Raw genomic sequence first — 13,831 nt, 5'->3', positions numbered from 1 at the left:
TTGGGGGCCAACTGAATTATATACGCTGTACGGAAACGGACAAGGGCGTCGCTGGTTCCCAAGCGGCAGGCGTCAGATGGCGCCGACGCCGCCGTCGACAGCCAATGTGTGGCCGGTCATGAAGGAGTTGGCGGGGTCGGCGGCGAACAGGATCACCGGGGTGATCTCATCCACTTCGGCCACCCTCCTCATCGGCACGCCGCGCGTCAGTTCAGCCAAGGCGTCAGCTTCCGGAGCGCCGGAGACGCGCACGAAACTGTCGACCATCGCCGTTCTCGTGTGCGCCGGACAGACCGCGTTGATGCGCAGGCCCTTGCTGGCGTATTCAATTGCCGCCGACCGGGTCAGCCCAACCACGCCGTGCTTGGCGGCGGCATAGATCGAAAGCTTCGGCGCGCCACCCAGTCCGGCGGCGGAGGCGATGTTGACGATGGCGCCGCCCTTGCCGTCCGCCTTGAACTGCCGCTCCATCTGCTGGATCTGGTGTTTCATGGCATAGAAGACGCCGAGCAGATCGATTTCGATCACGCGGCGCGCCTCCTCCGAGGCGACCTGGGGCAAACGCACGAAACTCTGGACGATGCCGGCATTGTTGACCGCGACATCCAGCCGGCCGAATCTTTCGACCGCCAGAGCCACCAGCGCCTGCGACAGCGTCTCGTCGGCGATGTTTCCGGCCAGGACCGCCGTCTCGCCATCGAGCGTTTCGGCAAAGCTCCTCAAGATTGGTTCATCGAGGTCGGAGAGGACCAGCCGCGCGCCTTCGGCGGCAAAAGCTTTGGCCGCGCCGCGGCCAAGCCCGCCCGCGGCACCCGTGATCAACACCGTTTTTCCGTCGAAGCGGCCCATCGATTATTTCTCGTCCATCAGTTTCGGTCGATCAGTTTCGCGGCGAGGTGCGAAAGCAGTTTCACCGCCTCGCCATAGGTCCTGGCCTTTTCCGGGTTCGAGGCATTGCCGTCCAGCGCGCGCTTGTAGACGCCCTGGCAGATCGCGGCCAGCCGGAAGAAGGAGAAGGCGAGGAAGAACGTCCAGTCGCCGATGCCGGTGAGCCCGCGCCGCCGGCAATAGGTGGCGACATAGTCCTCTTCCGAAGGCAGTCCGAGCGCGGCGCGGTCGATACCGCCCAGGCCGCGAAAGCCCGAGCTATGCGGCAGGCGCCATTGCATGCACTGGTAGGCGATATCGGCAAATGGATGGCCTGATGTGGACAGTTCCCAGTCGAGCACCGCCATCACCTTCGGCCGGTCCGGCGCGAATATCAGATTGTCCAGCCGATAGTCACCATGCACCAGCGAGACACGGCCGTCGTCGGCGGGCCTGTGCGTCTCCAGCCAGTCGATCAGCCGGTCCATGTCGGCAATGGCACCGGTCTCCGAGGCGCGGTACTGGCTGGTCCAGCGCGCCAGCTGGCGCTCGAAATAATTGCCCGGCCGGCCGAAGTCGCCGAGACCCACGGCCTCGATATCGACGCCGTGCAGGGCGGCAAGCGTGGCGTTCATGGCATCGTAGATGGCGGCGCGCTCGCCATTGTCGCGCGCTTCCGGCAGTGCCGGGTCCCAGAAGATGCGGCCGTCGATGAAATCCATGACGTAGAACATGCGGCCGATCGGCGAGTTCTCGGCCGAGAGATGCAGCATCCGCGGCACCGGCACGGCGGTGCCCGAAAGGGCGCTCATCACCCTGAATTCACGGTCGACCTGATGGGCCGATTTCAGCAACTGCCCCGGCGGCTTGGCGCGCAGCACGTAGCGGCCGCTGGCCGCCGTCAGCAGATAGGTCGGGTTGGATTGGCCGGATTTGAATTTTTCGATCGCGGAAAGTCCGGCAAAACCGGGGATCCGCGCCTCGAGATAGGGCGAAAGCGCTGCCTGGTCGAGCGCGTTCGGGTCGCTCATACGGTCTCTGGCTGGCGTTCGATCAGGGTCAGCGTCAGCCAGCGGGCTGTGAGCGCCGGTTTCTTCGAGCCCTCGATTTCGATCGTCACGTCGTGGGCCGTCTGCACCCAACCTGAGGGCCTGACCTTGACGTCGGCCAGCACGAAACGGGTGCGGATGCGCGCGCCGGTCTTCACCGGCGCCAGGAAGCGCAGCGAATCGAAGCCGTGGTTGACGCCCATCTTGCCGTTTTCCAGCGGCGGCATGGTCTCGAACGTCATTGCCGACAACAGCGACAGCGACAGGAAGCCATGCGCGATGGTGCCGCCAAATGGCGTCTCGCGCTTGGCCCGCTCCGGATCGCAATGAATGAACTGGTGGTCGTCGGTGGCGTCTGCGAACTGGTCGATCATGCGCTGCGTGACCACCCGCCATGGCGAGACGCCCACCTCCTTGCCGACGCTGGCCAGAAGCACATCGAGACTGATCGGTTCCACGCGGATGTCCTCCAGTTTCATCCCCGGCTTCCCCGGCCGGACATGTCATTCCTTGAACAGGGTCAGCCCATGCTGCACCGACTGTCCGCCGTCAATCGGCAGGATGGCGCCGGTGACATAGCTGCCTGCACGGCTGCACAAATAGAGCGTTGCGCCGGCAATGTCATCCGGGGCGCCGATACGGCCGATCGGAACGTGGCTGCCGACATGCCTGGCCTGTTCCTCAGTGGCGGTGGCAAACGCCGTCATCCGGCTCTGGAAGGGCCCAGGGGCAAAGGCGTTGACGGTGATGCGGCGGCCGGCGAATTCCAGCGCCAGGGTGCGCGTCAGGTGATGAACGGCCGCTTTGGAGGCGGTGTAGGAATAGGCGTCGTCGGCCAGCGGCTGCGTGCCCATCACGGAGCCCAGATTGATCACCCGGGCTGGATCCTCGTCGCTGGCGGCGGCTTCGAGCAGCGGCAGCAGTTCGCGGGTCACGTGGAAGACGGCGGTGACGTTGACGCCGAACACCTTGGCCCAGGCATGATAGGGGAAGCTCTCCAGCGGCGCTCCCCAGGACACGCCGGCATTGTTGACCAGGATATGCAGCCGTTCGGCCCGCGTCTTGACCTCGCCGACCAAGGCGGCAATGCCGGCCTCGCTGGAAACGTCTCCGGCAAAGCCTTCCGCCCGGCCCGGCGCGCCAAACCCGTTCAATTCCTCGGCGACCTTGATGCAGTCCTCGCCCTTGCGCGAGGCGATCATCACCGTTGCGCCGGCCTTGACGAGGCCCGTCGCCGCCATGCGGCCGATGCCGGTCGCCGCGCCCGTGACCAGCGCGGTCTTGCCGGCCACCGAAAAAAGATCGTCGAGATAGCTCATCGAACTCCTGCGCCTTTCATCGGCGGATCGGGGAAAGCGTTCGCGTTGACAAGGCTATCCGAAGTACGGTCATCCTTGCCACTGACAAAATGCCCGGCCTGAATGAAGGGTTAGCAACCGATGACGGAGATGAATCTCGGCATGACGGAGCGGCTGAGGCCGATCCACGCGCGCGTCGCGGCCATGGTGCGCGACGAGATCATGCCGCTCGACAAGGAATTCCTCGGCGAAGTCGGCAAGGCGGGCGACCGCTGGACATACACGCGGCGCCAGACCGAGATCCTCGAAGGGCTGAAGACGACCGCAAGAGAGCGCGGCCTTTGGAATTTCTGGCTGACCGGCTCGGAACGCGGCTACGGTCTTTCCACCGTCGAATACGCCTATCTGGCCGAGGAGATGGGCAAGGCGCATCTCGGCGCCGAGACCTTCAACTGCTCGGCGCCCGACACCGGCAACATGGAGGTGCTGGAGCGCTACGGCTCGGCGGAGCACAAGAACGCCTGGCTGGAGCCGCTTCTCGACGGAAAGATCCGCTCGGCCTATCTGATGACCGAGCCGGACGTAGCCTCGTCGGATGCCACCAACATTTCGATGCGCTGCGAACGGCGCGGCGACGGCTATGTGCTGAACGGCGAGAAATGGTGGGCCTCTGGTGCCGGCGATCCCCGCTGCGCCATCTATATCGTCATGGTGAAGACCTCCGATGGAGAGCCGAAGCACAGGCGGCATTCGATGATCCTCGTGCCGGCGGACACCAAGGGTGTCAGCAAGCTGCGTCCAATGCAGGTCTACGGCGACGACGACGCGCCGCACGGCCACATGCATCTTCGCTTCGACAATGTGCTGGTGCCGGCGTCGAACCTGATCCTCGGCGAGGGCAGGGGTTTCGAGATCGCGCAAGGCCGCCTCGGCCCCGGCCGCATCCATCACTGCATGCGGGCCATCGGACAGGCCGAGATGGCGCTGGAGCTGCTGTGCCAGCGTTCGGTCCGCCGTGAAGCGTTCGGCCAGCCACTGGCGAAACTCGGCGCCAATTTCGATATCATCGCCGAGTGCCGGATGGAGATCGAGATGGCCCGCCTGCTCTGCCTCAAGGCGGCGTGGATGATCGACCAGGGCGACGCGCGCGCCGCCGCGCCCTGGATCAGTCAGATCAAGGTGGTCGCGCCACGCATGGCTCTGAAGGTCACCGACGAGGCGGTGCAGATGTTCGGCGCGCAAGGCATCAGCCAGGACACGCCGCTGGCGCGCTCGTGGACGCATCTCAGAACGCTGCGCCTCGCCGACGGGCCGGATGCCGTGCATCGCCGCCAGGTGGCGCGGGCTGAATTGAGGAAATACACGCAGGAAAAGGTTTGAGCCGGCCGGCATCTCATCGTCTTGCGTCGACAACCAAGGAGCAGCCACCAATGGCCATACCCTCCGAAATGAAGGCCCTGCTCCTGGTCGGCGACGGCTACACCAGGGCGCCGAGCGGCAGCGTGCTGGAGGCGATGGAGCCCTATCTCAAGCCAGGCAGTATCGCAGTGCCGGCACCTGGGCCGACGCAAGTGCTGATCAAGGTCAGCCTTGCGTCGATCAATCCGTCCGATGTCGCCTTCATCAAGGGCCAGTACGGCCAGCCGCGGCTCAAGGGCCGGCCGGCCGGCTTCGAAGGCGTCGGCGTGGTCGTTGCCGGCGGCGACGAGCCCTATCCCAAGAGCCTCGTCGGCAAGCGCGTTGCCTTCGCCACCGGGCTCTCCAATTGGGGCTCATGGGCCGACTATGCCGTTGCCGAAGCCGCCGCCTGCATTCCGCTCCTCGACACCGTGCGCGACGAGGATGGGGCTGCCATGATCGTCAATCCGCTTACCGCGCTCGCCATGTTCGACATCGTCAGCCGAGAAGGCGAAAGGGCCTTCATCATGACCGCCGGCGCCAGCCAGCTCTGCAAGCTGATCATCGGGCTGGCCAGTGAGGAAGGATTCCGGCCTATCGTCACCGTGCGCCGCGACGAGCAGATCGCGCTGCTGAAGGAAATCGGCGCCGCCCATGTGCTCAACGAGAAGTCGCCCGATTTCGAAGCCTCGCTGCGCGAGGTGATAAAGGCCGAACAGCCGCGCATCTTTCTCGATGCGGTGACCGGGCCACTGGCCTCGGCCATCTTCAACGCCATGCCGAAGCGCTCGCGCTGGATCATCTATGGACGGCTCGATCCCGAGGCCACGATCATCCGCGAACCCGGCCAGCTGATTTTCCAGCACAAGCACATAGAGGGCTTCTGGCTGAGCGAATGGATGCGGCAGCATAAGGATCGCCGCGGTCCTGCGATCCTCGAGGCGCAGAAGCGCTTTTCCGACGGGCGCTGGACGACCGACGTGACGGCTGTGGTGCCGCTGGCCGAGGCGATGGCGCGCGTGCCGGCGGAACTGGCCAGGCCCAATGGCAAGGTGTTCATTCGGCCGTAAAGCAGGGGGTGTGCGGTTGAGCTGCATTCCGGTTCATCGAGAGCACAGCTGCTATAACCTTCGAGGGCCGGAAAGAGGGTGGTTTGTTGGCTGCGATCGTTCAATGTCATCGGCGGCCACGCCGTTCGATCCCCCTATGCCACCCCGCTTTGTCCGTGATATGCCGCCGCCAATGAACGCTGGGACAGTGCCGGACCGGGCCTGTTCCGGATTGGTGTGGGGTGCTTGGTGAGGATTTCCAAACCGGTTTTCGACCGCCTGGGGCTTGGCCTGTGGATCGGGGCATTCGCGGTCGTGCTTGGCCTGGTCCTGTGGTCGCCCGATGCGCGCACCGTATTGCACGCCTACAGATATGGCAGTGTGGAGTTTCTCGCCGGCCGGCCGCTCTACGACCTCGAGTCCGAGATGGGATACCTTTACACGCCCGCCTTCGCCGCGCTCTATATTCCGTTCTTGAATCTGGGACCGCATCTTGGCGGGCTGGTCTGGCATGCCCTCGGTTTCGCCGTTCTCACCCTTGCCGCGGCGCGGCAGGTGCGCAAGCTGGGCGGACAGGAGCAGACCTGGCTGCTTTCCTTCGGCCTCTTTCTCGCTTTGCCGATGACACTGGGCGCCATTCGCAACGGCCAGGCGACAATCCTGCTGACCGGCGCCTGCTGGCTCTTGACCCTGTCGGCACTGGAAGGACGGCGTGCGGAGACCTTTTTCTGGGCCTCGCTTGCTATAACGGCCAAGCCGACCGCGATCATCATGCTGCTGTTGGTGGGGGCGTTGCGCCCGCGGCTGATACCGGTGCTGGTGCTCGCGGTGCTGTTCGTGCTCGCCATCCCCTACGCTTTCGCTCCCGCCGGCTACCTGAACGAGCAGTATGGCGATTTCGCCCGCATGCTGACGTCGATGGCCGTCGACAAGACCAGCCATTTTGTTCCTACCGATTTCACCGCGCCCTTTATCGAGATGGGGCTGCCCGTTCCGGATTCGGCTGCCACGGCGGTGCGCGTCGTGATCGGCCTGCTGACGCTCTCGATCGTGCTCTGGTTCGACCGCAAGCTCGAACAAGGAGCGGCCGGACTCGCGATCTTCCTGGCGGCCGCCTTCTACATGTGCGTCTTCAACCCGCGCGTCGAGCCCAACACCTATGCGATGATCGCGGTACCCGCCGGCCTTGCCATTGCCCTGTTGTGGCGCGAAGAAAAAGGTGGCGTCCTGGCCTGCGTGCTGTCCATGACTTTATTCCTGACAGGTTTGACCGGTGTCGAGCGCCACATGCATGACTTTCTCTATCCCTGGTTTCGGCCGATCACGGTCACTTTCATCGCCTGCTTCCTGATATGGTGGTTCTGGGCCAAGGCGCGACAAAAATTGGTGAATGTGGAGCCTGTCGCCCATGGCTGAGATGCCCCCGAGACTCGATATCGTGGCGCCGTTCTTCAACGAGGCGCAATCGGCGACGGCTTTCGCGGCATTGCTCGACGCGCTCGAGGCGGCGGTGTCGAGCCGCTTCGGCATGCAAGTCCACAAGATCCTGGTCGACGACGGCAGCCGGGACGATAGCGCCGGGCGGTTTTCGCAGGCACTTTCGGGATCCTGGGAAATCGTGCGCCTCAGCCGCAATTTCGGCAAGGAGGTCGCCGTGCTCGCCGGCCTCGACCACTCGCGGGGCGACATGGTGCTTGTCATGGACGCGGATCTGCAGCACTCCCTGGAGACCAGCCTGAAGATGATCGTCGAGCTGGCTGAGAATCCGGACGTCGACGTCGTCTACGCGCAGAACGACCGGCGCGGGGCAAGCTGGCGGCGCAGCCAGTTGGCGAAACTGTTCTACAGCCTGATCAACAGCAGCCAGCGGTTCGATATTCCCGAGAATGCAGGCGACTTTCGCGTCATGCGCGGCACCGTGGCGCGCGCATTGACCAGCCTGCGCGACAAAAGGCGCTTCAACAAGGGCCTGTTCGCCTGGGCCGGCTTCCGCCAGAAGGCCATATCCTATTCGCCGGAAAACCGCGCCAGCGGCAAGTCGAAATGGAGCCGGCTCAACCTGATCGCCTTTTCGTTAGAGGGGTTTACGTCCTTTTCGGTGATTCCGCTGCGCCTGATCAGCCTCAGCGGACTGCTTGCGGCGTTTGCCGGCGCGGTCTACGGCGCGAAAGTGCTCTTCGAGGTGCTGTTCTATGGCATTGCCGTTCCAGGCTATCCGAGCCTGCTGGTCGCCGTAGTGTTGCTCGGCGGCCTCAACCTGACACTTCTCGGGCTGATCGGTGAATATGTCTGGGTCACCCTCAGCGAAAGCAAGGATCGCCCGGTCTACATCGTGCGCGATATCGTGCGCAGCGATGTTCCCGCCAGGTCGGCGCCGGGCGTTCCCGGGGCATGATGCGCGGCATCCGCCTGATCGCCGACGATTACGGCCTGGCGCCCGGCGTCTCGGCGGCGATCCTCGACCTGCTCGATCGCGGGCGGCTTACGGGCACCGGTTGCATGACCGGTTTCGCGGAATGGCCGGGGGAGGCGGAACGCATCAAGCCGCTGTGCGGCCGGGTCGCCGTCGGCCTGCATCTGACCTTGACGGACCAGCCGGCCGTGACCGGCCCGTCGAGCCTGGCACCGGAAGGCCGGCTGCCGCCGCTCCGCTCGCTGGCATTGCCGATCCTGCGCGGCAGCATCGAGACCTGCGACGTCCATGCCGAGCTCGACGCCCAATTTGGCCGCTTCGTCGAGGCGCTCGGGCGCCGGCCCGATTTCATCGACGGCCACCAGCATGTGCATTTCCTGCCTGTCGTGCGCAAATGGCTGCGGGGGCGTTTCGCCGGAGATGCCGGCAGACCGTGGCTGCGCGGCGCGCCGGCACTGGCCGGCAGCGGAGCGGCGGCATCGAAAATTGCGGCGATCGCCGCCCTGGCAACTGGTTTCAACCGATCCATGCGGCGCGCCGGCTTCACCGTGAGGGCGCCGCTCGCCGGCATCTATGACTGGCGGCAGCCGGAAAAGTTCGCGCCCGCCCTGCAAACCGCCGTTGAAAGCCTGCCGGAAGAGGGACTGTTCATGTGCCATCCCGGGCATGTCGACGAGACGTTGCGTGCACGCGACCCGATGCAAGATGTGCGCGAAGTCGAATTCGCGGTTCTCGCCTCCGATCATTTCGGCGCAAACCTGGCTCGCGCGCGTGTCGGCATCATGGACGGCACAGCATGAGTGCCGATCAGTCCCGGCGTTCGACCGGCAACAAGATTATCCGCTTCGCCATTGTCGGCCTGGTGAACACGGCCATCGACCTTGCCGGTTTCTTTCTGCTGCTCAAGCTGCACGTGCCGCCGCTGCCCGCCAACGTTGCGTCCTGGTTCATTGCCGTCACCTTCTCCTTCGCGGCCAACGGCTTCTGGTCGTTCGAGCGCGATCCGACCATCCGGCTGCATCATGCCTTTCTTCGCTTCGCCTCGCTCGGCGCGCTGATTTCGCTTGGTGTCTCCAGCCTTGCGATCGCGCTGTTCGCCGGCGTCGTCGGCGTGTGGCCGGCAAAGATCGGCGGGGTGGTTGTGGCGGCGGTGCTGAATTTCCTCGCCGCGCGCTGGTCGATCGAGGGCCGTCTCTTGAAATAGCAGGCTGTTTCCCCACGAAAATTCCGGACCCGCTACACGGTCTCCTGGAATTTCCCTATTCAGCCGGCTCCACATCGGTGTAGGCGGCTTCCTCGAGTTCGCGCTTCAGCCGCGCCTCCTCGTGGGTCTTCGGCGTGACGAAGCGGCCGAGCAAGAGATAGGCGACGGGGGTCAGGAACAGCGTCGAGACGGTGGCCAGCCCCAGTCCGCCGACGATCACCCAGCCGAGCGCGATACGGGCCTCGGCGCCGGCGCCCGCCGCCAGCACCAGCGGCACGCCGCCGAGCACGGTGCAGATCATTGTCATCATCACCGGGCGCAAGCGAATGGTCGAGGCCTGTTCGATCGCCTCGCGCACGCCCAGTCCGCGATCGCGCAGCTGGTTTGCGAATTCGACGATCAGGATGCCGTTCTTGGCCATGACGCCGACCAGCAGCACCAGACCTATCTGGCTATAGGCGTTGAGGCTGGTGCCCGAGAGCAGAAGCGCGAAGATGGCGCAGGCGAGGCCGAGCGGCACTGTCGCCATGATGATGATGGCGCTGACGAAGCTCTCGAATTGCGCGGCAAGCACCAGCAGGATGATGACCAGGGCAAAACCGAAGATGGTGACCATGGCGCTGTTTGTCTCACCCAGTGTCGCCGCCTCGGCCAATGGCACGATGCGGCTGCCCGGCGGCAGAAGCGGCGTTGCGATCTCCTCGGCGCGCGTAAGGGCCGAGCCGAGGGCGAAATCGCCGCCGAGGTTGGACGTGATCGCCACCGACGGCTGCTGCTGCTCGCGCGACAGCGAGGGCGGCACGGCACGCTCGGTCAGCGTGGCTATGGTCGACATCGGCACGAAACGGCCGTCAGCCGTCTTTAGGAAGACGTTCTCCAGGTCGGTCGGATCGTTGATCGGGTTGGTGGTCGAAACCAGCTTCACCCCGTAGCTGCGGTCGGCGATGTAGACATCGACGACGTCGTTGCCGTCGAGCATGGCCTGCATGGTGTTGGCCAGCCCGGTGATGTCGATGCCGAGATCGGAGGCGCGCTCGCGGTCGATGGCGACGGAAAGCTGCGGTTGCGTTGGGTCGATGGAAAGGCGTGGCGTCTGGAAACGCGGATCCTTCTGCATCTCGGCGATGATCTTGACGGCCGCGTCGCCGAGCGCCTTGCGGTCGTTGCCGACCAGCGCAAACTGCAGGCCGTTGCCGGCGCCACGGATGCCGAGGCTGTTGGGCTGCACCGGGAAGATGCGCACGCTGGGCACCTGGCGGGTGAGCTGGCTGATCTCGGCCATGATCTCCTGCTGGCTACGGCTGCGCTCGTCCCACGGCGCCAGCGTCATCACCATGAAGCCTGAATTATAGGCGCCGTTCTGGCCAGCACTCTCGAAAGTGCTGACGATTTCGCCGGAATCGCGCAGCGGCTGGATCAGCTTTTCGATCTTCTGCATCTGCTGCGTCGTGTAGTCGAGGCTGACGCCTTGCGGGGCGCTGATGCGAAGCAGCACGACCGCGCGATCCTCGGTCGGCGTCAATTCCTGGCGGATGGTGCCGAACAGCGCGAATGCGGTGCCGGCGAACAGCAGCGCCACCAGCACCACGATCCACGGCGCATCGAGGCAGACATGCAGGCTGCGCCGATAGGCCGCGTTCAGCGCGCCGCCGATGCGTGCGCCGACGCCGTTGCCGCCCTCGTGGTGGAGGGCGGCACTGGACAGTATGCGCGAGGCAAGCATGGGGCAAAGCGTCAGCGCGACCACGCAGGACAACAGCACCGACATGGCGAGCACGAAGCCGAATTCGCGGAACAGGCCGCCGGTCTGGCCCGGCAGGAAGGAGATCGGCACGAAGACGGCAACCAGCGTCAGGGTGGTGGCGATGACGGCGAAGAACACCTCCTGTGCGCCGAGCACGGCGGCGGCACGCGGCCCCATGCCTTGATTGCGCCGCCGCACGATGTTTTCCAAAACGACGATCGCGTCATCGACGACAAGCCCCGTCGCCAGCACCAGGGCCAGCAGCGTCAGGATGTTGATCGAGAAACCAGCGAGATAGATCGCCGCAATGGTGCCGATCATGGCGACGGGCATCGACAGGCCCGGAATGAGCGTGGCGCGCCAGTCGAGAAGAAAGGCATAAATGACGACCAGAACGATGGAGACGGAAAGCGCGAGCGCGATCTCCACCTCGTGCACGGCGCCGTTGACGAACACCGCGTCGTCGCTTGTGACCTTGATCGACATGCCTTCCGGCAGGTTTGCCTGCAATTTCTCGACGGCGGCCTTGACGCCGGTGGAGATATCCAGCGTGTTCGATTCCGCCTGGCGGATGATGCCGATGCCGATGCCGGTCTTGCCGTCCGAACGCAACGTGGTCTGGCCGATGTCGGGGCCGAGCGTGACGGTGGCGACATCGCGGATGCGCGTCGTGCCGCCAATGATGATGTTCTCGAATTCTTCCGGCGTCGTCACATCGGCCGTGGTGCGAACGATCAGGTCCTGATTGGTCGTGGTGATCGAGCCGGCGGGTGAATCGAAGGCGACCGAGGCAAGGGCGGTCCTGAGGTCGGCGACGGTGAAGCCCAGGCTGGCGAGCTTGTTCTGGTCGACGTCGATGCGGAAGATCTTGTCGCGGTCGCCATAGACCTGGACGTCCGCGACGCCTGGAACGGCAGCCAGTTCGTCCTCGATCTGGTCCTGGACCACAACGGTCATGTCCTGTACCGACATGGTGTCGGAGGTGACGGCCAGGCGCATCACGGGGTCGGAGTTGGCGTCGGCCTTGACGATGCGCGGCGGATCGGCCGTTTCCGGCATCTGGTTGGCGACGCGGCCGACGGCATCCCGCACATCCGAGGCCCCGACATTGAGATCGACGCCGTCGTTGAATTCGATGGTGACGCGGCTCGAGCCGAAGGAGGAGGTCGAGGAGATCGACTTGACGCCGGAAACGCGGGCAACAGCTCCCTCGATGGTATCGGTCAGTTCGCGATCGACCGTTTCGGCCGCCGCGCCTTCGAAAGTCGTGGAAACGGTGACGACGGCGCGGTCGACGTCAGGCAGTTCGCGGATCTCGACGCCATAGAAGGCGGCGAGGCCGGCGACCGCGATGAGGACATTCAGCACCAAGGCCATGACCGGCCTGCGGATGAACAGGGCGGTAAAGCCGGTCTCGCTAGCGGCGTTGACGGCTCCGGTCATGAGCCTTCGGCCGCGTTCGCGGCGCGCTGCTCTCCGCGGGCGATGCGGACTTCGCCGCCCTCGCTGACGCTCTGGGTGCCTTCGGTCACCACCATGTCGCCACTGTCCAGTTCCGCGTCGATCAACACGGTTTCGGTGTTGCGCTGGATGATGCGCACCGGCACCCGCTTGGCCTTGCCGTTCTCGACCGCCCAGACGTAAGCGCCCTCCGAGCCCCACAGGATCGCCAGCGGGCTGACGGCGGGGTAAGTCTTGCCAGGGAATTTCATGGTGATGGCGAACGACATGCCGGCGCGCAGCGAATCGGCCGGGTTGGCGATCGTCGCCTTGACCAGAAGCGTACGGCTGTTCTCGTCGATGTGGTTGTCAATGGCCGAAACCGTGCCGGTATAGCTGTTGCCGGGGTTGGCGATCGGCGTCGCCGACAATTGCGCGCCGATCTTGACGGCGGCGGCGAAGCGCTCCGGCACCAGGAAATCGACAAGGATCGAGGAACGGTCGTCGAGCGTGGCGATCGCCGACTGGTTGGTCACATAATTGCCGGCGGAGATCGGCAGGATGCCGACCGTGCCGGAGATCGGGGCGAGAACAGACCGGCGGTGCAGGGCGAGTTCCGCATCCTGTAGCGCCAGCTTGGCACCGGCCAGCACCACTTCGGCATCGGCGACGGCGACCGGTGTCGCCGCATTGGAGGCGCGCAGCGACCTGACCCGGTCGAGCTTGGCCTGTGCGTCCTGAAGCGCGAGCCGGGCACGGTCCTGGGCGATCACTTCGGTTTCGGAATCAAGGGTCGCGATGACCTGTCCCTTGTCGACATGGGTGCCGGACGAAACCAGCAATTCGGCGAGACGGCCGGAGGAGTAGGGGTTGACCGTCACCGACGCATTGGCGCGGCCGGTGCCGATGGCCTGGAGCCGATCGTTTATGGTCGCGGAAATAGCGGGCACGACGACGACGTTGACCTGACGGGCTCGCTCGCCGCCAGCGGATTTCGTGCCGGCGCCGGTTTCAGCCGGAGGCGTTGCCGCGTAGGCCCAGTCTATTCCCCAGCGCGCCAGCACGTCCGGCGCGCCCGGGAAAAAGCGCAGCCAGGCGGCAACCGCCACCACCAGCACCACAAGGGCGAAAAGTATCTGTTTCCAGGCGGCCATCGGCACTCCGGTTGGGAAAACAATCCTTCCGTCCACCGGTTTCCCGAAATAAGCAGACGCAGCGGGGCTATTCTAAGGCAAGAAGCAAGCCCCCGATATCGTGCCTTTATGACAATTCTTCAGTGTCCGCGCACATTAAATATGCGTAACGTTGCCGGTGTTCGTGCCGTTTTGATTTTTTAGTTCACTTCGAGCCGGGCTTTCGAGATTACAAC

12 protein-coding genes are annotated in these 13,831 nt (G+C 64.7%); 6 read left to right on the top strand and 6 right to left on the bottom strand.

Features of this window, described 5'->3' with window-relative positions:
- Window positions 1-72: 72 nt before the first annotated feature.
- Genes FJ867_RS05615 through FJ867_RS05600 form a run of 4 tightly spaced genes read right to left on the bottom strand, consistent with a single transcriptional unit; the run spans window position 73 to window position 3,235 of the window.
- Window positions 73-849 (bottom strand): SDR family oxidoreductase, encoded by a 777-nt coding sequence (locus tag FJ867_RS05615; RefSeq protein WP_140816748.1) that lies wholly within the window; start codon window positions 847-849, stop codon window positions 73-75.
- A 17-nt stretch (window positions 850-866) separates the two neighbouring features.
- On the bottom strand, window positions 867-1,898 hold the full coding sequence (locus FJ867_RS05610) for a phosphotransferase family protein (RefSeq protein WP_140686047.1): 1,032 nt from the start codon (window positions 1,896-1,898) through the stop codon (window positions 867-869).
- Window positions 1,895-2,395, bottom strand: coding sequence for a MaoC family dehydratase (locus tag FJ867_RS05605; RefSeq protein ID WP_281405949.1), 501 nt, complete (start codon window positions 2,393-2,395; stop codon window positions 1,895-1,897). The genes FJ867_RS05610 and FJ867_RS05605 overlap by 4 nt, the downstream gene beginning before the upstream one ends.
- Before the next feature lie 24 nt (window positions 2,396-2,419).
- Window positions 2,420-3,235, bottom strand: coding sequence for an SDR family oxidoreductase (locus FJ867_RS05600; protein WP_140566161.1), 816 nt, complete (start codon window positions 3,233-3,235; stop codon window positions 2,420-2,422).
- Between the two features lie 120 nt (window positions 3,236-3,355).
- Here FJ867_RS05600 and FJ867_RS05595 point away from each other — a divergent pair, with 120 nt between their 5' ends.
- The 6 genes from FJ867_RS05595 (at window position 3,356) to FJ867_RS05570 (ending at window position 9,278) form a co-directional block, all read left to right on the top strand.
- Window positions 3,356-4,594 carry an acyl-CoA dehydrogenase family protein gene (locus tag FJ867_RS05595; protein WP_140496319.1) on the top strand — a complete coding sequence of 413 codons (1,239 nt, stop codon included), beginning with the start codon at window positions 3,356-3,358 and terminating at the stop codon, window positions 4,592-4,594.
- Between the two features lie 50 nt (window positions 4,595-4,644).
- A complete protein-coding gene (locus tag FJ867_RS05590) occupies window positions 4,645-5,682 on the top strand; it encodes a zinc-binding dehydrogenase (RefSeq protein WP_140556519.1) in 1,038 nt (345 codons plus the stop codon).
- Between the two features lie 228 nt (window positions 5,683-5,910).
- Window positions 5,911-7,077, top strand: coding sequence for a glycosyltransferase family 87 protein (locus FJ867_RS05585; RefSeq protein WP_140496317.1), 1,167 nt, complete (start codon window positions 5,911-5,913; stop codon window positions 7,075-7,077).
- A complete protein-coding gene (locus FJ867_RS05580; RefSeq protein WP_140816746.1) occupies window positions 7,070-8,056 on the top strand; it encodes a glycosyltransferase family 2 protein in 987 nt (328 codons plus the stop codon). Before FJ867_RS05585 ends, FJ867_RS05580 begins: the two co-directional genes overlap by 8 nt.
- Window positions 8,053-8,874, top strand: coding sequence for a ChbG/HpnK family deacetylase (locus FJ867_RS05575; protein WP_140671422.1), 822 nt, complete (start codon window positions 8,053-8,055; stop codon window positions 8,872-8,874). Before FJ867_RS05580 ends, FJ867_RS05575 begins: the two co-directional genes overlap by 4 nt.
- Window positions 8,871-9,278, top strand: a complete 408-nt coding sequence (locus tag FJ867_RS05570; protein ID WP_140556527.1) for a GtrA family protein — start codon at window positions 8,871-8,873, stop codon at window positions 9,276-9,278. The genes FJ867_RS05575 and FJ867_RS05570 overlap by 4 nt, the downstream gene beginning before the upstream one ends.
- A 55-nt stretch (window positions 9,279-9,333) precedes the next feature.
- Here FJ867_RS05570 and FJ867_RS05565 read toward each other — a convergent pair whose 3' ends face one another.
- Both FJ867_RS05565 and FJ867_RS05560 read right to left on the bottom strand, forming a co-directional pair.
- Window positions 9,334-12,465 (bottom strand): efflux RND transporter permease subunit, encoded by a 3,132-nt coding sequence (locus FJ867_RS05565; protein WP_140816744.1) that lies wholly within the window; start codon window positions 12,463-12,465, stop codon window positions 9,334-9,336.
- The gene (locus FJ867_RS05560) at window positions 12,462-13,616 is read right to left on the bottom strand and encodes an efflux RND transporter periplasmic adaptor subunit (protein ID WP_140816742.1); all 1,155 of its coding nucleotides are present in this window, start codon (window positions 13,614-13,616) and stop codon (window positions 12,462-12,464) included. The genes FJ867_RS05565 and FJ867_RS05560 overlap by 4 nt, the downstream gene beginning before the upstream one ends.
- Between the last annotated feature and the right edge of the window lie 215 nt (window positions 13,617-13,831).

The sequence above is a fragment of the Mesorhizobium sp. B2-5-3 genome, assembly GCF_006441005.1.
Taxonomy (GTDB): Bacteria; Pseudomonadota; Alphaproteobacteria; order Rhizobiales; family Rhizobiaceae; genus Mesorhizobium.
This window is presented reverse-complemented; position numbering and strand designations above follow the sequence as displayed.

What these genes read in the sequence shown, in the direction of transcription:
- FJ867_RS05615 (WP_140816748.1), bottom strand. Translation starts at nt 849, where the DNA reads ATGGGCCGCTTCGACGGAAAAACGGTGTTGATCACGGGTGCCGCGGGC.
- FJ867_RS05610 (WP_140686047.1), bottom strand. Translation starts at nt 1,898, where the DNA reads ATGAGCGACCCGAACGCGCTCGACCAGGCAGCGCTTTCGCCCTATCTC.
- FJ867_RS05605 (WP_281405949.1), bottom strand. Translation starts at nt 2,395, where the DNA reads ATGAAACTGGAGGACATCCGCGTGGAACCGATCAGTCTCGATGTGCTT.
- FJ867_RS05600 (WP_140566161.1), bottom strand. Translation starts at nt 3,235, where the DNA reads ATGAGCTATCTCGACGATCTTTTTTCGGTGGCCGGCAAGACCGCGCTG.
- FJ867_RS05595 (WP_140496319.1), top strand. Translation starts at nt 3,356, where the DNA reads ATGACGGAGATGAATCTCGGCATGACGGAGCGGCTGAGGCCGATCCAC.
- FJ867_RS05590 (WP_140556519.1), top strand. Translation starts at nt 4,645, where the DNA reads ATGGCCATACCCTCCGAAATGAAGGCCCTGCTCCTGGTCGGCGACGGC.
- FJ867_RS05580 (WP_140816746.1), top strand. Translation starts at nt 7,070, where the DNA reads ATGGCTGAGATGCCCCCGAGACTCGATATCGTGGCGCCGTTCTTCAAC.
- FJ867_RS05575 (WP_140671422.1), top strand. Translation starts at nt 8,053, where the DNA reads ATGATGCGCGGCATCCGCCTGATCGCCGACGATTACGGCCTGGCGCCC.
- FJ867_RS05570 (WP_140556527.1), top strand. Translation starts at nt 8,871, where the DNA reads ATGAGTGCCGATCAGTCCCGGCGTTCGACCGGCAACAAGATTATCCGC.
- FJ867_RS05565 (WP_140816744.1), bottom strand. Translation starts at nt 12,465, where the DNA reads ATGACCGGAGCCGTCAACGCCGCTAGCGAGACCGGCTTTACCGCCCTG.
- FJ867_RS05560 (WP_140816742.1), bottom strand. Translation starts at nt 13,616, where the DNA reads ATGGCCGCCTGGAAACAGATACTTTTCGCCCTTGTGGTGCTGGTGGTG.